This window comes from Xiashengella succiniciproducens (assembly GCF_023674465.1).
Taxonomy (GTDB): domain Bacteria; phylum Bacteroidota; class Bacteroidia; order Bacteroidales; family Marinilabiliaceae; genus Geofilum; species Geofilum succiniciproducens.
In genome coordinates this window covers 260,079-281,738 of the sequence record NZ_CP098400.1, presented here as the reverse complement: position 1 = coordinate 281,738, position 21,660 = coordinate 260,079, and the positions used below count along the sequence as shown (strand labels likewise).

The 21,660-nt window shown below is 44.9% G+C and carries 16 protein-coding genes; 9 read left to right on the top strand and 7 right to left on the bottom strand.

Features of this window, described 5'->3' with window-relative positions:
• The first annotated feature begins 307 nt into the window (after positions 1–307).
• On the top strand, positions 308–1,609 hold the full coding sequence (locus tag M9189_RS01195) for a KamA family radical SAM protein (protein WP_250724086.1): 1,302 nt from the start codon (positions 308–310) through the stop codon (positions 1,607–1,609).
• Between the two features lie 156 nt (positions 1,610–1,765).
• Here the strand turns inward: M9189_RS01195 and M9189_RS01190 are convergent, their stop codons facing one another.
• The gene (locus M9189_RS01190; RefSeq protein WP_250724085.1) at positions 1,766–2,365 is read right to left on the bottom strand and encodes a nitroreductase family protein; all 600 of its coding nucleotides are present in this window, start codon (positions 2,363–2,365) and stop codon (positions 1,766–1,768) included.
• A gap of 139 nt (positions 2,366–2,504) precedes the next feature.
• Here M9189_RS01190 and M9189_RS01185 point away from each other — a divergent pair, with 139 nt between their 5' ends.
• The gene (locus tag M9189_RS01185; protein ID WP_250724084.1) at positions 2,505–3,371 is read left to right on the top strand and encodes a lysylphosphatidylglycerol synthase transmembrane domain-containing protein; all 867 of its coding nucleotides are present in this window, start codon (positions 2,505–2,507) and stop codon (positions 3,369–3,371) included.
• 173 nt (positions 3,372–3,544) lie between these two features.
• On the opposite strand, the gene M9189_RS01180 is transcribed toward M9189_RS01185, so the two are convergent.
• The 4 genes from M9189_RS01180 to M9189_RS01165 form a co-directional block, all read right to left on the bottom strand.
• Complete coding sequence (locus M9189_RS01180; RefSeq protein WP_250724083.1) at positions 3,545–4,000, bottom strand: regulatory protein RecX; 456 nt, start codon at positions 3,998–4,000, stop codon at positions 3,545–3,547.
• A 5-nt stretch (positions 4,001–4,005) separates the two neighbouring features.
• The gene (metF, locus tag M9189_RS01175; RefSeq protein WP_250724082.1) at positions 4,006–4,965 is read right to left on the bottom strand and encodes a methylenetetrahydrofolate reductase [NAD(P)H]; all 960 of its coding nucleotides are present in this window, start codon (positions 4,963–4,965) and stop codon (positions 4,006–4,008) included.
• A gap of 13 nt (positions 4,966–4,978) precedes the next feature.
• Positions 4,979–8,707 carry a methionine synthase gene (gene metH, locus M9189_RS01170; RefSeq protein ID WP_250724081.1) on the bottom strand — a complete coding sequence of 1,243 codons (3,729 nt, stop codon included), beginning with the start codon at positions 8,705–8,707 and terminating at the stop codon, positions 4,979–4,981.
• A 169-nt stretch (positions 8,708–8,876) separates the two neighbouring features.
• Positions 8,877–9,755 (bottom strand): AraC family transcriptional regulator, encoded by an 879-nt coding sequence (locus tag M9189_RS01165; protein ID WP_250724080.1) that lies wholly within the window; start codon positions 9,753–9,755, stop codon positions 8,877–8,879.
• A 139-nt stretch (positions 9,756–9,894) separates the two neighbouring features.
• Between M9189_RS01165 and M9189_RS01160 the strand changes: the two genes are divergently transcribed.
• The 3 genes from M9189_RS01160 (at position 9,895) to M9189_RS01150 (ending at position 15,162) form a co-directional block, all read left to right on the top strand.
• The gene (locus M9189_RS01160; RefSeq protein ID WP_250724079.1) at positions 9,895–10,713 is read left to right on the top strand and encodes an SDR family oxidoreductase; all 819 of its coding nucleotides are present in this window, start codon (positions 9,895–9,897) and stop codon (positions 10,711–10,713) included.
• Positions 10,714–10,731: 18 nt separating this feature from the next.
• Positions 10,732–11,940: a mannonate dehydratase gene (uxuA, locus tag M9189_RS01155; protein WP_250724078.1), complete on the top strand. Its 1,209-nt coding sequence runs from the start codon at positions 10,732–10,734 to the stop codon at positions 11,938–11,940.
• Between the two features lie 108 nt (positions 11,941–12,048).
• On the top strand, positions 12,049–15,162 hold the full coding sequence (locus tag M9189_RS01150; protein WP_250724077.1) for an ATP-binding cassette domain-containing protein: 3,114 nt from the start codon (positions 12,049–12,051) through the stop codon (positions 15,160–15,162).
• Positions 15,163–15,202: 40 nt separating this feature from the next.
• Here the strand turns inward: M9189_RS01150 and M9189_RS01145 are convergent, their stop codons facing one another.
• On the bottom strand, positions 15,203–15,904 hold the full coding sequence (locus tag M9189_RS01145; protein WP_250724076.1) for an inorganic pyrophosphatase: 702 nt from the start codon (positions 15,902–15,904) through the stop codon (positions 15,203–15,205).
• Positions 15,905–16,004: 100 nt separating this feature from the next.
• Positions 16,005–17,543, bottom strand: coding sequence for a YifB family Mg chelatase-like AAA ATPase (locus tag M9189_RS01140; RefSeq protein ID WP_250724075.1), 1,539 nt, complete (start codon positions 17,541–17,543; stop codon positions 16,005–16,007).
• A 101-nt stretch (positions 17,544–17,644) separates the two neighbouring features.
• Here M9189_RS01140 and M9189_RS01135 point away from each other — a divergent pair, with 101 nt between their 5' ends.
• From M9189_RS01135 to M9189_RS01120, 4 genes are read left to right on the top strand one after another with little or no spacing between them, the layout of a single operon-like run.
• The gene (locus tag M9189_RS01135; RefSeq protein WP_250724074.1) at positions 17,645–17,941 is read left to right on the top strand and encodes a hypothetical protein; all 297 of its coding nucleotides are present in this window, start codon (positions 17,645–17,647) and stop codon (positions 17,939–17,941) included.
• 49 nt (positions 17,942–17,990) lie between these two features.
• Positions 17,991–19,856 carry a DNA mismatch repair endonuclease MutL gene (mutL, locus tag M9189_RS01130; RefSeq protein ID WP_250724073.1) on the top strand — a complete coding sequence of 622 codons (1,866 nt, stop codon included), beginning with the start codon at positions 17,991–17,993 and terminating at the stop codon, positions 19,854–19,856.
• Between the two features lie 37 nt (positions 19,857–19,893).
• Entirely contained in the window at positions 19,894–20,730 is an 837-nt protein-coding gene (locus M9189_RS01125; protein ID WP_250724072.1) for a rhomboid family intramembrane serine protease, read from the top strand.
• A gap of 9 nt (positions 20,731–20,739) precedes the next feature.
• On the top strand, positions 20,740–21,639 hold the full coding sequence (locus M9189_RS01120) for a rhomboid family intramembrane serine protease (RefSeq protein ID WP_250724071.1): 900 nt from the start codon (positions 20,740–20,742) through the stop codon (positions 21,637–21,639).
• Positions 21,640–21,660 lie beyond the last annotated feature (21 nt).

Below are 21,660 nucleotides of genomic sequence, written 5' to 3'. Positions count from 1 at the left end.
AGTCTGTCAATAGTAAATTGCATCCTAATATAAATTTCATTTTGTAAGCCCTTGATTTTTTGCTATATTTGTAGTTGTAATATTTCTGCCCCATGTAATTTCCCTGCCCCGGTCAGAAATCCAAAAGACCTGATTACGCTTATTAAGCGATTCTGTTAAACCCCTTAGTGGGTCTCCTTACTGCCTGCTTATAGTAGGTATAACTGGATATTACGGCATATTCTTAGATGCGCACGCCCTTGGGGTTGTGCTGGCATTGCCATCTCGCTTTTCAGGCATTGTAACGACAACTAAACACCTAAGAATCATGATATATCAAACTTATACCCCTCGCAATTATATGCAGATTGCACAATTGTCAAAGGTTTCTAAAGAAGATCTGCATAATATTGATGTAGTATCCCGGGTACTGCCATTCAAGACAAATAATTATGTTGTCAGCGAATTGATTGATTGGGACAACTACCAGAACGATCCAATGTACATACTTAATTTTCCTCAGAAAGGAATGTTAAAACCGGAACACTTCACAAGAATTGAGAAATTGATATTGAATGAGGAAGATCCTTCAGTAATAAAAAGTGCTTCCGAAGAAATCAGAAAAGAATTAAACCCTCATCCGGCCGGGCAAGCTCATAATATCCCGGTTTATATGGGAGAAATGATGCAAGGTGTACAGCATAAGTACAATGAAACATTGCTTTTCTTTCCTTCTCAGGGGCAGACCTGCCATGCCTACTGTACTTTCTGCTTCAGATGGCCACAGTTTGTCACTACCGACAGCATCAAGTTTGCCATGAAGGAAATTGAAAACATTATCGGATATATTCGTGAGCATGAGGAGATTACAGACATATTGATAACCGGAGGAGATCCGATGGTTATGAAAGCTTCAGTACTTGACACCTATGTATCTGCTCTGCTGGAAGCAGACTTACCTCATCTTCAAAACATCAGAATCGGAAGCAAAACTCTTTCTTTCTGGCCATACAGATACCTGACGGACCCGGATGCAGAAGAAATACTTGGAGTATTCCGCAAGATAACAGATGCAGGTAAATCTCTATGCTTTATGGCACACTTTAATCATCCACGAGAACTTGAAACTGAAGCCGTAATTAAAGCAATAAAGAAGATAAGGGAAACAGGAGCACAGATTAGAACTCAGTCGCCATTGCTTAAGCATATTAATGCCAAATCTGGTATTTGGGCAACTATGTGGAAGAAGCAGGTACAACTTGGAATGATACCCTACTATATGTTTATTGCAAGGGATACAGGAGCCCAGGAATATTTCGGGGTAAGTCTTGACAGAGCCTGGGATATTTTCAGAAGAGCATATTCAAGTGTCAGCGGCGTTGCTAGAACAGTCAGAGGACCGTCAATGTCATCAAGTCCGGGTAAGATACGTATTGCTGGAGTAACTGATGTAAATGGAGAAAAGGTCTTTGTCCTTGAGTTTATTCAGGGAAGGAACAATGACTGGGTAGGCCGTCCCTTCTTTGCGCGCTTTAATAAGAATGCATACTGGCTGGATGATCTTGAACCCGCCTTTGGTGCAGACTCATTCTTCTATGAGGATGAACTGGCAGAGTTATTGCTAAACTAGGCATTCCAGACAATTCAAGACTCAGCCGTAAAAGATAGTGAACCTATACTAACTTGTAAGGAAAATAAAATAAAGAAAGTTCATCAGGAGTTCATTTCTGGTATAATAAGAATGGTAAGTATAAAAAACCCTCTGCCCACAGCAGAGGGTTTTTTATTACTTTTCTGTTATTACATCCTCAAGTGGACGTCTAAGCTTTGGAGTAATCGTTGGTTGATTTTCATCCTCAGGATCTCTGAAACCAACGGCCACTGCAAACATGGTGCGATATCCTGTTATTCCAAGGGCTTTGTCATAATCATCCCTTATTATACCCTCCATTGGAGTGGAGTCAAGACCCATAGATGCGCAGGCTGCAAGGAAGAACCCAAGAGAAATATAAACCTGATGCTGCATCCATACCTTAATCTCGGCTTCACCACGGGGCTTAATATTGTTAGTGAAATAATCCAGGGCTCTTGGAGGAAGATTCTTTGTCAGGTGCTCCTCAAATATCCCTACTTCATTCATTGCACTGAATACAACGATCAGGGAAGCATTTCTCACCCTTTCATCATTATGCCTTGATGACAGAGCCAACTGGTTCTTAAGCTCCTGATCTTCAATAAATGTAAACTTCCAGGGCTGACTGTTGATAGATGAAGGACACATTCTTAGTATCTCCTTCAACTGGTCAATGATATCCCTGTCCAACTTCCTTCCACCGAGGTACTTCTTTGTTGTGTATCTGTTCTTTGCAATATCTATAAACTTCATATAGCTAACATATATTTAAAAATTTGGGCCTGCAAATTACTAAAGAATCAGGTTTTAAAGATGATAAGTGTGTTCCAAAATAGCTCTTTTTGGAACTTTGAAAGCAAAAAGTACTATTTTTGAGGCTTAATGCCTATTGATGAGTTCCAGGAAGATTCTGAATAACATATTAAAAGTAGTTGTAAGCTGTCTTGCTGTGTACTATGTAGTCTCACGCATTGATATTGCCGAAATTATGGAAAAGGTCAGGAGTGCAGATTTACTGCTCCTTTTGGCCGCTCTTGCTGCATACACAATATCCCAGCTTGCAGCTTCATTCAGGCTAAGAAATCTATTCAATCTGGTTCCCATAACCATTACACAAAAAGAGAACATTAAACTGTACTGGCTGGGATTGTTTTATAACCTCTTCCTGCCTGGAGGTGTTGGTGGGGACGGCTTCAAAGTATACCTGCTTGGTAAGTATAAGAAGAGTAATCTGAAAACCGTTATTGGGGCCATATTGTCAGACAGGGTAAGTGGTCTTTCAATTATCGTCATTCTGCTATTGGTCTTTATCCCAATGCTGGACTATAATATTCCCTTTAAAAACCTGGCCTGGGTAGCAATCCCCCTGGTTGCTGCTGCTTTTTACCTATTTCTCTATATTGTAAATAAGAAGCTACTGCCAGCATTTCCCCGGGTTATGGGATGGGCTATTTGCGTTCAGATGCTTCAGATGCTGTCTGCAGTACTGATTCTGGCCTCCCTGCATATAGATGCCAGACATATGTATGATGCCTATCTGTTTTTGTTTTTCCTGTCCGCAATTGCAGGATCTCTTCCTATTACCTTAGGTGGAATTGGAGCAAGAGAGCTTGTATTTCTATGGGGAGCCCAGTATCTTGGTGTGAATGAGGGATCAGCAATAGCCCTTAGCCTTCTGTTCTATACTGCTTCTGCAATTACTGCGCTGCCGGGAATTATCTATACTATCAAACCGGCTGCTATCTTAAAAGAGAGTTAAATAATCACCGAGCATAATAAGCAGGTCTCTACCCGGCTTTGACAAGCTCTGCCTCCAGTCCTATCCGGCTATCACGACCATTGTTGGCATTGTCCGGGCGACAAGCACTCTTTGGATAAGCATATCATATTTAGCTATTATGAGATTGTCCCCTAAGCGGACTCAGGTCCAGCTTAAAACTTCAGTTTCCCGAGAACCTTTTCGATATCGGAAAAACCAAAACCACGCGATGCAGCAAAGCGGACAAGTGCTGCCTTCTTTTTATATGGATCATCCTGCTTTAGTCCTGCAAGTTTTTTACGTAGCAATTCCTCAAGATCCTCTGCCACATTGTCCCATGGCACACTGTCTATAGCCTCCCGGATTACATCTTCAGGGAGTCCCTTTTGCCTTAGCTGCCAGGCAATCTTTTTGGGGCCCCACTTGTTAAAGCGTGCTTTATCCCTCACAAAGAATCCTGCATAGCGACTCTCATCGATGAATTTCTCATCGACAAGGCGCTTAATGATTTTAGCGGCTTCAGTCTCCTCAAGTTCCCACTTCAGGAGCCTGGTACGTATTGCTGAGATACACTGCTCCGAGCGGGCACAGATTGCAGCCGCCTTGTAATATGCTTTTGCAGGATCCATCAGAATTAATAAATGGCAGAGGCCACTTGTCTGACACTGTTTGTTGCCATCAGCGTGTAGAAATGAATCAGGTTAACCCCATTTGCAAGCAGGTCCTTCGACTGCATAGTAGTCCACTCTACACCCACCCTGGTTGCTTCCTCATCATTCTTGCACTTACGTAGTTCCTTTGCAAAATCCTCAGGAATATCAACATGAAATATACGAGGCAAAACTGTCAGTTGATTCAGGAAGGTAAGAGGTTTTAATCCGGGAATAATGGGAACATTAATACCAACCTGACGGCAACGTTCAACAAAGGCGTAGTATTTGGCATTGTCGAAAAACATCTGGGTCACCACATATTCAGCCCCGGCTTCAACCTTCTTCTTAAGCCAGTAGATATCCGAGTCAAGGTTTGGTGCTTCCTCATGCTTTTCAGGATAGCCGGCTACTCCGTAACTGAATGGCGTTTCAAAAGCCTCAGCAAGTGTGTCATCAAGGAAGATTCCCTTGTTTAGGTTGTTGACCTGCCCGATAAGATCTATTGCATGGGCATTAACCTCTCCACTGGGAACATCCAGAGGATCAGGTCTGCGGGGTTTGTCACCTCGCAACAACAATAGGTCGTGTATTCCCAGGAAGTTAAGATCTATCAGGGCATATTCAGTTTCACTTTTGGTAAAACCACTGCATATAATATGAGGTATTACCTTAATCCCATACTTATGTTGAATTGAAGCCGCAACTGCCACGGTACCGGGCCTTTTACGTATAACACGCCTTTCAAACAGACCATTCTCTGTATTTCTGTACACGGCCTCCTCGCGGTGCGATGTGATATTTATAAAGAGGGGATTGAACTCCTTAAGCTGGTCGATTGTACGGTATACCCCCTTTATGCTGTTGCCCTTCATCGGGGGCAGCAATTCAAACGAAAATCCTGGTTTTGTCAGCTCCTGAATCAGTTGGCCTGCTGTCTTCATATCTGTTTTCTCTTTATTTATATGCCAGGTTTGAAGGCAACCACTTTTCCACCTCATCGACGCTGATACCCTTGCGCCTTGCCAGATCCTCAACCTGATCAATCTGAATATTTCCTACTCCAAAATATATAGCTTCGGGATTTGCATAATACAACCCGCTAACCGCAGCATTGGGATACATACTGAAATGCTCAGTCAGTGTTATTCCCACCTGTTCCTCCACCCTGAGAAGGTCAAATAGTATGCGCTTCTCGCTGTGATCAGGGCAGGCAGGATAACCAAGCGCCGGACGTATGCCCCTGTAGCGCTCCCTTATCAGATTTGCCTGATTAAACTCCTCCTCGGGTGCATATCCCCAGAATTCTCTTCTCACCCTGAAGTGCAGTAGTTCCGCCAGGGCTTCGGCAAGACGGTCAGCAAGAGCTTTCAACAGAATAGCACTGTAATCGTCATTATCCTTTTCAAAGGCTTCAACCCACTTCTCCATGCCATGTCCGGCTGCAACCGCAAAACCTCCGATATAGTCTACCACACCCGATTCCTTTGGAGCCACAAAGTCTGAGAGACAATAATAATGCTCCTTACCGGTCTTTTCCTGCTGTTCACGGATATTGTGGAATACTGCCCTAATACTGCCATCGGGATTATATACTTCTATATCATCACCGATTGAATTTGCCGGAAAGATACCAAAAATTGCCCGAGCAGTAAACATCTTTTCCCTTTCAATCCGCTCCAACATGGCAACTGCATCCCTGTATAGTTTGAGTGCCTCAAGGGCTTTAGCCCTTGAGTCTTCCGAACTAAATCGATTCAGCCATTCATTCTCCGCAGTTCTGTCTTTTACATTTTCTATACCATCATAGCTTCCGGTCAGCCTCCACGCATGAAAGAAAAAGGTCCAGTCGATAAATGGTATTATTTCGTTTATTGGATAATCTTCAAAGACCTTTGTGCCAATGAAGCGGGGAACTGAAACAGTTGCCTTGCTCCAGTCCACAGGATACTTTCTTTTGCGGGCTTCCTCAATTGTGAGAAAGCGACGATCCTTCTTGTTTGCATTTGCAGTTCGCAACTGCTCATAGTCGGATGATACCTTTGCAACAAACTCATCTCTGTCGCGATCAGACAGCAAGGCAGACACTACCTGGGTGCTCTTGGAGGCATCCTTGACGTGAACTACCGGACCGCTGTAGACGGGATCGATTTTGACGGAAGTGTGAACTGCTGAAGTAGTCGCACCTCCAATCAGCAGGGGCAGGTTCATCCCGCGCCTTTCCATCTCACGGGCCACATTGACCATCTCCTCGAGCGAGGGCGTGATAAGGCCGCTAAGTCCAACGATATCCACCTCCTTGTCAATTGCTTCCTGCAGTATCTTTTCAGTGGGTACCATTACCCCAAGATCAATTATTTCGTAATTATTGCATGCAAGTATTACTCCCACTATGTTTTTCCCGATATCGTGCACGTCACCCTTGACTGTTGCCATCAGTATACGACCTGCCCGACCCTGAAGACCAGAGGGGCGCTTCTGTTCCTCGATATATGGCTGCAAAAAGGCCACAGCCTTTTTCATAACCCGCGCAGTCTTCACAACCTGGGGCAGGAACATTTTGCCGGAACCAAAAAGGTCGCCAACAATGTTCATCCCGGCCATCAGTGGTTGCTCTATAATATCAAGAGCATATTCATACTTGCCCAAAGCTTCAGTAAGATCCTCCTCAAGATGGTCGGCTATACCTCTGACAAGGCTGTGGTGCAGGCGCTTTTCAAGCGGCTCCTTGCGCCACGCATCCTTCTCGGCAGCTTCATGTCCATCCTTTTCCTTCTTGTATGACTCAGCCTTTTCAATAAGCCTTTCTGTAGCATCTTTACGGCGGTTGAGCACAACATCCTCAACAAGTTCAAGTAGTTCGGGTTCAATCTCATCATAGATCTGCAACATACCCGGGTTGACTATACCCATATCCATTCCGGCCTTTATTGCATAATACAGAAAGACTGAGTGCATGGCTTCGCGTACAGTATCGTTGCCACGAAAGGAGAACGAGAGATTACTCACCCCACCGCTAATCCTGGCATGCGGAAGGTTCTTCTTTATCCACTCGGCCGTCTTGATAAAGTCAACAGCATAGTTGTTATGCTCCTCAATTCCCGTTGCAATAGCCAGCACATTAGGGTCAAAGATTATATCCTCAGGTGGGAATCCTACCTTTTCTGTCAGCAGTTTATATGCTCTTTCGCAAATTTCTATCCTGCGCTCAAAGGTATCGGCCTGACCTTTTTCATCAAAGGCCATCACTACAACGGCCGCTCCATACTCCTTAATCTTTGAGGCATGCTCAATAAATATCTCCTCTCCTTCTTTAAGGCTGATGGAGTTGACAACAGACTTCCCCTGGGTGCATTTAAGTCCGGCTTCGAGCACTTCCCATCTTGATGAATCAATCATAACCGGCAAACGTGCAATCTCGGGTTCGGATGCCATAAGATTCAGGAAGGTCACCATCTCCTTCACAGCATCGAGCATGGCATCGTCCATATTGACATCAATAATCTGAGCCCCGCCTTCCACCTGATCACGTGCGACAGTCAAAGCCTCCTCATACTTCCCCTCACGTATCAGTCGGGCAAACTTCTTCGAGCCCGACACATTGGTACGCTCACCTATATTGACAAAGTTTGATTCCTTGGTAATCGTCAGAGCCTCCAGTCCACTGAGTCTGGTAACCGGCTCTAAAACCGGAGGTATGTGAGGTTTGCCATCCTTAAGGTGAGATGCAAATGCAGCAATATGCTGTGGTGTAGTACCGCAACAGCCTCCTACAATATTTACAAGACCATCTTTCAGATAGCTCAGTATCTTTGGTGCCATCTGTTCGGGAGTCTCGTCGTACTCACCAAACTGGTTTGGCAGTCCTGCATTGGGATAAGCACTGATATAGAATGGCACCTTACGTCCCATGTCCTCGACATAGTAGCGAAGGTCATCTGCACCGAAGGAGCAATTTACTCCGATAGAAAAAAGCGGCATATGGCTAACCGAAGCAATAAATGCATCCATGGTCTGGCCGGACAGGGTACGACCACTGGCATCCGCAACAGTTACCGACACCATCACGGGAAAGTCCCGAAGTCCCCTCCTCTTCAATTCACCGTTAATACCAAATAAGGCAGCCTTTGCATTGAGGGTATCAAAAATGGTTTCAACCAAAAGAATGTCCACCCCACCATCGAGCAGGCCTGCTGCCTGCTCGGCATATGCCATCACCAGGTCATCAAAGGATACGGCTCGATAGCCTGGATTATTAACATCAGGCGAAAGAGACGCTGTCTTATTGGTTGGGCCAATGGATCCGGCAACAAAGCGCGGTTTTTCGGGGGTAGAAAACTTTGCAGCAGCCTCAGCAGCTATAGTTGCAGCGGCCTTGTTGATCTCATAGACAAACGCCTCAGCACCATAGTCTGCCTGAGAGATACGGGTTGAGTTAAATGTGTTGGTCTCGATGATATCAGAGCCAGCACCAAGATATTTCTCGTGAATCTCTCTGATTACATCCGGCTTGGTAAGTGACAACAGGTCGTTATTACCCTGCAAAGGTGAAGGGTGATCTTTGAATCTTTCTCCCCTGAAGTCCGCCTCAGTGAGCCTGTACTTTTGTATAAGGCTGCCCATTGCGCCATCAAGCAGCAGGATACGCTCCCTGACAGCCTTATGCAGTTGCTCGGTTTTCGCCATTATAATGAATGAGTTTAATTATCTGACCAAAGATGTGCGGCCAAGAATGATATTTGTCATTATTTTGCCGCAAAACGCAAAGATAAGTATTAAATGAAACAAAAAATCAGCTTAAAAGCCTATGGATTACAGCCAAATATAGCAAATCTGCTTACAAAAACAGGCGATATTACTGAATAGCTGAAACATACATTCGTGGAGATACTCCCATTCTCTCCCTAAAAAAGCGGTTGAAATTGGATATATTGTTAAATCCGCACTCATAACATACCTGAGAAACAGACAAGGAGCGTTCCTGAAGTAGCTTACAGGCATAGGCAATCCGCATGTCATTAACATATTTCACAAGGGTCTTGCCGGTTTTCTGTCTGAAAAAGCGACTAAAGGCACTGCTGTTCATACCAAATTGCTCTGCCATATTTTTCAGGGTAATATCCTTTGTGTAGTTCAAATTCAGGTAGTTAAGCACCTTTTCAATCCTGTTTTCCGGATTGATCAGAGTCCCGGGAACATTTGCAGAAGCACTCAAAAGCCGGTAGGCTTTTGACCTTGCCATGGCATCGAGCAGCTCAAGCAAACCCATAAGCCGGCTAAAACCCTGACGGTGATACAGGTTTACCATCATTTCCCCGATCTCTATATTTTCCGGCATTGTAAAATGCACCCCATGGGCAGCCCTGCTGAAGAGTTCCCTGATATGACTCATCTCGGGATAGTTTTGCACGGCCTTGTCCATAAAGTCGGCAGAAAACTGAACCACTATAGCATTGACACGAAGGCCGGAATGACTGTCATAATACTCCCTGTCATTCTTCCAGTAGTGGGGAACCTGGGTTCCAACAAGTACAAGATCTCCCTGTTCAAAGCGCTCCACGCTCTCTCCGACAAAGCGGGTTCCCTCGCTCTTCATGACATAGAGTATCTCCATCTCACTATGGAAGTGCCAGGGAAAAGTAAAATGCGGGAAGTCATTCCACTTCACCTTTATCACGCTTTGTCCGGGCAGGAGAACCTGCTCGTGCATTATTGACCTTGCTGCTCTACTCACAACCGGCAAATTTTGTATAATTAGTTGCAAATTTACTATTTGTTTGTCCCTTTCAAAACATCTACCTTTGAATATTCATGGCAAACAACATACTCTTAATTACATACTTAATCAGACAATTCACTTAAATCAATTTGATATGAGCAAGAATAAATTCGATATCAGCGGTAGAGTTGCTGTTGTAACTGGTGGAGGCGGTGTCCTCGGTAGCAGTATTGCAAAGTCCCTATTGGAAGCAGGGGTAAAAGTTGTAATCCTTGATATTAGGAAGGAAGCTCTTGACAACAGGATAGCCGAACTGAAAGAAACCGGAGATGAAATAATAGGACTGGAATGTAACGTGCTTGACAAGGAAAGCCTTGTAAGTGTAAGAGAGATGATACTTCAAAAATGGGGTTCTATCGACATCCTTCTAAATATCGCAGGTGGTAATATGCCGGGGGCTACGCTTACTGAAGATCAGACTATCTTCGATATGAAGTTTGAAGACTTCCGTAAGGTCAACGACCTCAACCTCAATGGAACAGTATTCCCATCTATGATCTTTGGAGAAGCAATGGCAAAACAAGGTCGTGGCAGCATCGTCAATATCACTTCCATGGCTGTTTATGCAGCTATCACACGCGTACCTGGCTATTCTACAGCCAAGGCCGGTGTTGAGATCTTTACTAAGTGGATGGCTATGGAAATGGCAATGAAGTGTGGAGAAAAGATTAGGGTCAACGCTATTGCCCCGGGCTTCTTTATTGGTGACCAAAACCGTGCAATACTTATCAACCCAGACGGCTCTCTTACAGAAAGAAGCAAGAAGGTACTTGCAAAGACCCCAATGGGACGCTTCGGTGATATTACTGAGCTAAACGGTGCAGTTCAGTTCCTCTGCAGCGATGAGGCAAGCTTTATAACAGGTGCTGTTCTTCCTATCGACGGAGGTTTCAGTTCATTTAGTGGTGTATAAAACTAAATCGTTTAGTTTATGGCTTTCGAAAAAACCATGAGATGGTTTGGGGACAAGGATCCCATCAAATTGTCCGACCTCCGTCAGATAGGTGTTGAAGGTATTGTGACGGCTCTGCACCATATTCCAAATGGAGAGGTGTGGACTGTTGACGAGATCATGAAGGTAAAGAACAAGATTGAGGCTCATGGTATGCGCTGGAGCGTTGTGGAAAGTCTGCCTGTATCTGAAGGTATCAAGATACACTCTGACGACTATCCCCGTCTGATAGCAAACTACCAGGAATCGCTCCGCAACCTTGGGCGCTGTGGTATTGACATAGTAGTGTACAACTTTATGCCCGTACTCGACTGGGTGAGGACAGATTTGCACTATAAACTGGAATCGGGAGTAGAGGTTATGTATTTCGACTTCCCAACCTTCGTTGCCTTCGATGCCTTTGTGCTGAAGCGGCCGGGTGCAGAGAATGATTATCCTGCCGAGATTGTTGCAAAGGCCAGGGAGGTTTACAAAAACATGAGCGAGGAGGAAGCCGAGCGACTTGCCTACAACATAATCGTAGTAACGCAGGGCTTTATAGACGGAGTGGTTGACGGTTCGACACCCGACTACAAAAAGGTATTCCTCAGTTATATCGACAGATACAAGGGTATTGGCCGTGATCAACTAAGAGCCAACCTGTCCCGCTTCCTCAAAGACGTAGTACCCGTCGCCGAGGAATACGGCATCAACATGGCAGTTCACCCCGACGACCCGCCATTCCCGGTACTTGGATTGCCACGCATAGTTAGTACCAAGGAAGACCTGGAATGGATTATAAGTCAGGTGGATTCTGTATCCAACGGAATTAACTTCTGTACAGGATCTCTGTCAGTGCGAAGCAATGACTACATACTCGACATGATTAAGTCGGTAGGTCACCGCATTCACTTCCTCCACCTGCGCAACAACGTACTGTTGCCCAACGGATGCTTCCACGAATACGGTCATATCGAGGGCTGTGTGGATATGTACGAGGTGGCAAAAGCTTTGCTAATCGAACAGAGGCGAAGAATCAGGGAAGGTCTCAAAGACAAGGATATCAGAATGCCTGTTCGCCCGGATCATGGTGTAAAAATGCTTGATGATTACACCAGGGAAGCCAATCCCGGGTACCCTCTTATAGGCAGGCTTAAGGGCCTGGCAGAACTTGCGGGACTTGAAATGGGCATAGAAAGAAGCTTGTGATTTTTGCTTTGGATTTTTTCTTATCTTCACGCAGTAAACCAAGATAGCTAACACCCGGGCCTCATGGCCCGGGGTTAAGCAAAACCAAAGGAAAATTCACTAAGCACTATGAGTGAAACCCTGCTTGAAGCCTTAATGCAGCTGTTTGCTTTGCTCACCGACATCAGGAAAGAGAGGCAAACCGGCAGGGCATATTCCCGCGTCAAGGATTTTCTTTCACGCCAATTTAGCAGCGAATATGTAGACCAGTACCTCGGGCGCTTCGAGGTATATCTCAACAGGTATCACTCAGAGGTTGGATCCAACAATCAGGAGCTCAAGGACAAGCAATCGAGCGACAACCTCAACCGCATCCTTAACATTGCAACCAAGATTAATACAGAGCTTGAACAGGAGCCCAAGATAGTCCTGTTCTCTCAGTTGCTCGACTTCCTCAAAAAAGACGAGGAAATCAGGGATGATGAGATTCGTCTGGTTGACTTGCTGGCCGACTGCTTCAAGATAGAACCATCAGATTATCAAAACCTGAAGGCCTTTATCCTTAAAGAACCTTTGGAGGTCCCAAATAAAAGCGAACTCCTTCTGATTACCGGAGAAAAGGAAGATATAAATCCAGAGATCAAGATTCTGTACAATCCACCTCAACAGGTAACAGTCTGGGTGCTTCACGTCAAGAGTACCAATACCTTTATCTTCAGATATTCAGGGGAAAGAAACCTTTATCTCAACGGACATAAAGTTGAGACCGACAGGCCTTATACGCTTGCCGTTGGTTCGGTAATCAAAACCTCTTTGATGCCTCCGGTATACCATACCAGGGTATCTGAAAAATTCCTCCGCCACAAGGAAGAAGGACTCATAATCTATAGGGCGATAGACGTATCCTACAAGTTTAACAACAACCTGACAGCAATCCATCCCTTCAGTTTTACCGGACGCTCAGGTCAGCTTGTTGGGGTTATCGGAGGAAGCGGAACCGGCAAGTCCACACTGCTCAATCTGCTAAATGGAAATCTGAAACCCAATACAGGACATATCCTGATTAATGGATATGACATCCACGAGGATAAGGAAAAACTAAAAGGACTTATCGGATATGTACCGCAGGAAGACCTTCTGAAGGAGGAGCTTACAGTGTTTGAAAACCTGTGGTTTAACGCCCGCCTCTGCTTTAGTGACTTCTCAAAGGAAGCTATAAAACAAAGGGTTGAGGATGCACTTGAAGATTTCGACCTTGTTGAGGCTCGCGACCTTGTTGTAGGGACCCCGCTTAACAAGATACTCAGCGGTGGTCAGCGCAAACGCCTTAACATGGCCCTTGAGTTGATACGTGAACCGGCCATCCTGTTTGTCGATGAACCGACTTCCGGACTATCTTCAATGGACTCCGAAAAGGTTCTGCTCCTCTTGAAAAGACAGGTTCTGAAAGGAAAGCTGGTTGTTATCAACATCCACCAACCTTCGTCTGACCTGTTCAAAATGCTCGACAAACTCCTGATGATTGACAAGGGTGGTAGGATTATCTATAACGGCAATCCTATTGATGCCATCGTCTATTTCAAGAGGGCGGCAAACTATGTCAATCCTGAGGAAAGGGAGTGTTATGCATGCGGTAATGTAAAGACTGAGCAGTTGTTGCGCATTGTTGAGGCACGTATTGTTAACCCTTATGGTAAACTGATAAGAAAGCGTAAGGTCAGTCCTGAAGAATGGTATAAGTTGTATCTGGAGAATTTCGAGAGTAAATTCGAGTGGAAAGAAAAGCGCGACCTCGAGAAAAAAGAAGCACTGCCACACAACCGATTCAAGATACCAAACAGGTGGAAGCAGTTTAAGATATTTGCTATGCGGGATGCCTTGTCCAAACTCAAGGACAAGCAATATCTGGCTATCAACATACTTGAAGCTCCCATACTTGCAATCATATTGTCGTTCTTCATTAAGTTCCTTGCAGGAACAGAAGGAGATCCCAATATGTACGTCTTCTCGGAAAATGTAAATATACCCGCATACCTCTTTATGTGTGTGGTTGTATCCCTTTTTATCGGACTTAATGTTAGTGCTGAAGAGATTATTCGCGACAGACGTCTTAGAAAGAGGGAGTCATTTCTTAATCTAAGCCGGTTTAGTTTCCTTAATAGCAAAATATTTGTACTGTTCTGCATTTCTGCACTCCAGTCATTGAGTTTTGTGCTAATAGGCAACTATGTGCTAGAGATACAAGGACTCACGCTTCAGTACTGGGCCATTTTGTTTTCAACCTCCTGTTTTGCAAATATGCTTGGGTTGAATATAAGCAGTGGTCTAAACTCCGTAGTTGCAATCTATGTATTGATTCCGCTGATACTTGTGCCCCACCTGTTGTTTAGTGGTACTATCGTAAACTTCGACAAGCTCCACAGCTCTATTAGTTCCAGGGAATTCGTTCCCCGCATTGGAGATGTGATGGTAACACGCTGGTCTTTCGAGGCATTGGCAGTGGAACAGTTCAAAAACAACAACTACCAGAAGAACTTCTTTGAGGAGGAGATGGAGATGAGCCGCAGCTCATATTACAGCAGCACACTAATTCCTGAACTAATCAAGCTCAATGACGCCTGTCGCTGGGCTTATGAGAGGGGTGAGACGGAGACTGTCAAGAAACATAGTGCGCCCCTTGCCAATACACTCAGAGAAATGTTTGGAGATGAAGGAAAACAAGTTGCTGATCAGTTGAGTAAGAAGTCTCAGATTGACTATACAGCATCTTTGCACGATAGCATTAACAAGATACTGCTAAACAAACAAGCTGCATATAATCGCATTTATCATCATTACTCGTCCATCAAGGACAGTAAGATAGATTCTATGGTGCGTAGATATTCAGTCGATGATGTGATAGCACTTAAAAGAGCCAATTTCAACGAGGCACTTGCCGACTGGATGATGGAACGTAGACAGGTCAAGCAGTTTGAACTTGTTGGTGACCACTTTATTCAGAAGTCTCACCCGGTTTACCGTGAGGCCAAAGGTAAATGGGGACGTTCACATTTCTATGCAGCATATAAGGAGTTTGGTCCCCTGTCAGTTCCCACCCCTCTATTCAATATGATTGTTGTCTGGCTTGGTGTGGCAATGCTATATGTGACACTCTACCTTGATATCCTAAGAAGAATTATTGACTACTTCAATACATTCAGATTGCGTCAGCTCAACAAACGACTGCAACGTCTGGGTACTTGACAGATCTGAGTGTTTTTAGTTGATCCAGGGAAATCCCTGACTAATACGATTGAAGTGCGCTACGCAGTTTCTCGAAACGGGCTTCATAGTCCACCATAGAGGCTGTAATTACCTCACGTGCTTCTTCAGCATTATATACATGTGTAATCTCTGATGCCCTGTTCATTCCCGGCATATCCTTGTAAGTCAGGAAGTAGTGCTTAAGTCTCTCAAGTACCAGCTCTGGCAGTTCAGATACATCAGTAACACCACCATACATCACGTCACCCTTCAAGACTGAAATAATCTTATCGTCAGCAGCATCGCCGTCAATCATTCTGAAACCTCCGATAGGGATGGCCTCAGCGATGATATCACCGTGCATTACGTCTTTCTCTGTAAGCACGCAAATATCGAGCGGGTCACCATCTCCCTTGATATCCTTTCTGCCTGTCTTGTCTTCACATATCTTACCTACTCCAGGTCCGCAATATGTTTGAGGAATAAAACCATAAAGAGAAGGCACCACATTGGAGTATTTCTGAGGCCTGTCTATCCTCAGATAACCACTTTCCTTGTCTATCTCATACTTGATAGTATCGGTGGGCACTACTTCAATAAAACACATTACTATATCCGGAGCATTATTACCTATATCAATACCGTGCCAGGGGTGAGACTTATAACGTAGCCCCATCAGTCGGCCTATTGGATCCATTAATACATTGGAAGACATCGGCTTAATTTTTTTCTGTTTACTCATCTGAAATATTTGTTTGACGCACAAAGAAAAGCTATTTACTTCACTTTGCCAATTCTTGTGCCTTGCAATCAGGCATTAAACAAAAGACAGGGAAAGAGGTTCACCCCGCCCAGCCAGATCTGTCAAGGCTTCTGTATTGCACAGCCTCTGCAACATGATGAGCATGGATATTTTCAGACCCTTCAAGGTCGGCAATTGTTCTTGATAATTTCAATATTCTGTCATAGGCTCTTGCAGACAGCCCAAGCTTTTCCATAGCATTTCTAAGAATAGCGGCACCTGCTGAATCGGGGACGGCATATCTCCTCAACAGCTTGCTGCTCATCTGTGCATTGCAATGCACAGATAGGTGCTCTTTAAAACGCTTGGACTGAAGTTCACGGGCCTTGATTACCCGGGCACGCACGTCCTCGCTTTTTTCTGCCTGAGGACTGGATGCCAGCTTCTCAAAGGGAACAGGCACGACTTCAATATGGATATCAATTCTGTCGAGCAGGGGACCGGAGATCCGGCTCAGGTATTTCTGGACCATGCCGGGTGCGCATGTACACTCCTTTTCCGGGTGGTTGTAGTAGCCACAGGGGCAGGGATTCATACTTGCAACAAGCATAAAGGATGCAGGATACTTAAGAGATACCCTTGCTCTGGATATTGTAATTTCTCTGTCCTCAAGAGGTTGCCTCAACACCTCCAGCACAGTACGGTTAAACTCAGGCAGTTCATCCAAAAACAGCACACCGTTATGAGCAAGTGATATCTCCCCGGGCTGGGGGAAACTACCCCCGCCAACTAGTGCAATGCTGGATATCGTGTGGTGTGGAGATCTGAACGGACGCTGAGTAAGCAGAGCTCTCTCTCCATTCATCTTACCGGCGACCGAGTGTATCTTTGTAGTTTCAAGAGCCTCGCTAAGTTGCATGGGCGGAAGTATTGTGGCAAGACGCTTGGCAAGCATGGACTTGCCACTTCCAGGAGCCCCAATCATAATCATATTATGCCCGCCAGCTGCAGCCACTTCAAGTGCCCGCTTCACACTTTCCTGTCCCTTGACATCTGCAAGGTCCATTTCGTGATAAGAGGCCTGATCCGAAAACTCACTATCGAGATCAAACAGTATCGGCTCAAGTTGCAAAGTACCGTTGAGGAATCCTATCACCTGACCTACATCCTCAGCTCCATATACATCCAGTCCTTCAACAACCGAAGCTTCCCGAGCATTGGCACGGGGAAGGATGATGCCCTTAAAGCCGTTTCCCTTAGCACATAATGCTATGGGTAAAGCGCCCCTTATGGGCTTGAGACTGCCATCGAGTGACAGTTCGCCCATCATCAGATAGTCACCAATACGGTCCGCGGATATTTGTTCATCACCGGCAAGTACTCCAATTGCCAGTGGCAGGTCATAGGCTGAGCCTTCCTTTCGGGTATCGGCAGGAGCCATATTTATAACTATTCTCCTGCCCGGCCAGGTGTAGCCAAACACCCTGAAAACGGATTCTATCCGTTGCTGACTTTCTTTTACCGCATTGTCAGGAAGGCCTACCAGAAAAAAACGAATACCGCGCGAAATATCCACCTCGATTGTTATAGGGATGGCATCAATACCCGCAACGGCAGCTCCGAAAGTCTTAACTAACATGCTGATTAGGGTTAGATTATTCCTTAAGGATATTAAAGGTATCAAGTTTCAGGAAAGAATACAAGGTTTTTGTATTTTTGTAGAAATCTAAAACAATAGCTATGGGGCTCTTTAATTTCAGTACACCACAAGCACGCTCTTTCAACCATAAACCTCTTTACTATGATCCTGCAAAGGAAGAAAGAGAAGAACGTGAAAGGCGTATTAAAGCAGAACTTGGACTTCTTGACGGAGACTACACAACTACCGGAATTGAATCCAGGGTAAAGGGAGCCATGCGAAGGGGTAACCCGGGTCTCTTCGAATACAGACAAAAAGCTGTACGCAAATCTAACCGCCGACTGTTGGTATGGATCATATTGCTTGCAGCTATTACATTTTTCATGATTAAATTCTAATCCACCTAAGTCTAACAGTTAATAGAGCCATAAAGAGAGCCAGGAATACATGCCAGATTTGATTCAACTCTTGCCCGATTCGGTAGCCAACCAGATCGCTGCCGGTGAAGTAGTTCAACGGCCAGCTTCTGTTGTCAAGGAACTAGTCGAGAATGCACTGGATGCGCGGGCGACTGACATAAGAGTTCTTGTCAAAGACGCCGGCAGAACCCTTATTCAGGTGATTGACAACGGGATTGGCATGAGCGAGACTGATGCCCGTATTGCCTTTGACCGGCACGCCACCTCCAAGATCAAATCAGCAGATGATCTTTTTGCTATAAGAACTATGGGCTTCCGCGGGGAGGCCCTTGCTTCTATTGCTGCTATCGCTCATGTAGAGCTAAGAACCAGATCTACTGATTCAGACCTGGGAACACAGATTGTTATTTCCGGCTCAAAGGTTGAAAGCCAAAAACCGATTGCCTGCGACAAGGGCAGCAACTTCATTATCAGGGATCTGTTTTACAACGTACCCGCACGAAGGCGTTTTCTAAAGTCAAATGCTACCGAACTGCGTTATATAATCAGCGAAATGCACCGTGTTGCGCTGGCCAACCCGGAGATTGCTTTTATACTGGTGCACAATGACCAACCCCTGCTCAACCTGAAATCTGAGAACCACCGCCAGAGGATAGAAGCAATTGCAGGGAAACAAAGCAACAAACAGCATATCCCAGTAAATATAGAGACCTCAGTGGTCTATATCCACGGGTTTATTGGCACCCCACAGGGTGCCAGGAAGACTGTCGGCAATCAGTACTTCTTCGTTAACAAGCGCTACATGCGCCATTCCTACCTGCACAAGGCAGTAATGGACGCCTATTCCAACCTTATCCCTTCGGATGCTTATCCTTCCTATTACCTATATCTGGATATAGCCCCGGAAATGATCGACGTCAACATCCACCCTACCAAGACTGAGATCAAATTTGAAGATGAGCAGCTGATCTGGAAGATACTCAACTCAGCCATACGCGAGAGCCTTGGCAAGCATAGCATAGTGCCCTCGATTGACTTTGATACCGAAGGGCAGATAGACATCCCTGTCACGTTCAACCCCACAGAGGTTAAACCTCCTCAGATCAGCTTTAACCCTGATTATAATCCATTCAGGAAGGAGTCAAACTATAACAGGCCTCAGTCGACTCTAATACCCGAATGGCAGGAGTTATACAAAGGTTTTGAAAAAGGTGGAGAAATTACTTTACCTGATGATGATGAAGAGGAAGAGATTTTAGTACTGCCATCAAAAGGAAATGAGGCAGATATACAAACATCGATTGTCAACTTTGAGCATGACAGACCTGTAGAGGATGCTACCTTCTTCCAGATAAAGAACAAATACATCCTGACCCCGGTAAGGTCAGGATTGATGGTTATCGATCAGCGCAGGGCACATGAACGTGTACTATTCGAACGCTTCATCAACACTATCAGGTCAGGAAATTCGGCTACCCAACAATTGTTATTCCCTGAAATCCTTCATCCTGACACTGATGACGCAGTGCTGATGAGAGATATAATGGAAGATTTGGGTACATTCGGGTTCGACATAAAGGAAACTGAACCTGGAATCTTTGCGGTCAGCGGAATCCCTGACGGGTTTGATAATTCCCGCACAGTTTCTTTCCTTGACCAGCTCCTTGAAGCATATAAAAGTGGAGAAAAGGATGCATCTTTGGAGATGAGGGAACAGCTCGCTGCAATTATGGCCCGCAACGCCTGCATGATGGCAGGCGAGCGGCTATCGGCTGAGGAGATGACGATGCTTGTAGCACAGCTATTCCAGTGCAATACTCCGGCCTATACATCATCAGGTAAGCGGGTATTTACTATTGTAGAGAATGAAGAGATTGAAAAGTGGTTTAGATAAGGTTAAATTTGCTGAATAGCTACTAATACGAAGGAATATGAGTTTCAGACCATCGCCGTTTGGCATGCCCCCGGTAGTAAAAAATCTACTGATAATTAACGTACTGTTTTTCTTTGCATCTATAGTCTTGTATTCCCGCCTTGGCATAAGAATAGAAGATTATCTGGGACTGCATGTGCCTGCTGCGGAATACTTCAGACCATATCAGCTGATTACCTATATGTTTCTGCATGCCTATCCCCAGCCTTCACACCTGTTTTTCAATATGTTTGCCCTATTTATGTTTGGCAGAATGTTGGAGATGGTATGGGGACCAAAAAGATTCCTGTTGTATTACATGGTAACAGGAGTAGGGGCAGGATTAATACAGATGCTAGTGCAGATGGTAGAGGTACAGCCTGTACTTAACGCTGTTACCTACTATCTGAACAACCCTTCACACGAAAACCTGCTGGCATTCTTTGGCCAGACACCGATGATCAACCAAAACGCCTATATCGCTTTTGAAAACGCATACAATGGCCTTATCAATACCAACCCGGAACTGGCAATAGGCTTGTCAAAGGAGTATGTGTATAATTATGGCTTGGACTATGCAAGATACCTGAATTTATACGCTACCGTGGGAGCGTCAGGAGCCGTATTCGGCATCCTGCTGGCATTCGGAATGCTTTTCCCCAATACTGTATTATTCCTGATGATTCCACCAATGCCTATCAAAGCAAAGTACTTTGTAATAATATATGGGGTGATAGAGCTGTTCCTTGGTGTGGCTAATTTCTCAGGTGATAATGTAGCACACTTTGCCCACCTTGGAGGTATGCTCTTTGGTTTTTTCCTTATCCGCTACTGGCGTAAAAAGGGAGTTTATTAATTTGCAGCTATGTCAATAAGTTCTGAAATACGGGACTCTTTCAAATATGGTAGTGTCCTTACCCGGTTGATTTATGTCAATATTGGGGTATTCCTGATCTTCAGGTTTATTCAGCTGTTTATGGTGCTGTCAGGTAACCAGCCATCTGTGATATTACCCTGGTTGACAGCCTTTAGCGTACCGGCTGATTATCTGGAACTGCTGAGGCATTTCTGGACTCCAGTCACTTATATGTTTCTGCATTTTGATTTCCTGCACCTCCTGTTTAATGTACTTTATCTATACTGGTTTGGCAGGTTGTTTATGCACATTATTGGCGAGAGTTATCTCCTTCGCACCTACCTTATAGGAGGTCTGGCAGGAGCACTTGCTTTCTTCCTGGCATACAACTTCCTGCCGGTTTTTTACGGCAATGACAATGCCATTCTAATGGGGGCCTCTGCATCCGTAATGGCAGTGCTGTTTACAGTAGCGCGGTATGAGCCCAACCACAAGGTCTATCTGCTCTTCTTCGGTGAGGTAAGGTTGAAGTATATAGCACTTGCTGCGCTTATTATAGACCTGATCAGTATTTCTAATCTTAACAATACGGGCGGCCATCTGGCACATATAGGCGGTTCCCTTGTCGGCCTGCTCCTTGGATGGAGATGGTCTGTGAAAGGATTGCCAGACAGCAGGACCTTTATGTCATCACCCTTGCAGGATGTCAAGAACAAACTATCAAGAAAGCCAAAGCTATCGGTTGCTCACAAGAGACCATTGACCGACTACGAATACAATGCCCTGAAGGTCCGCAGGCAGAAAGAACTTGATCGTATCCTTGAGAAAATCAAAAGTAATGGATATGAGAGCCTTACTGCTGAGGAGAAGAGAACTCTCTTTGATGCTAGCAAAGAAGGGGACATTTAGCTATATTTAGGAAGCAAATCA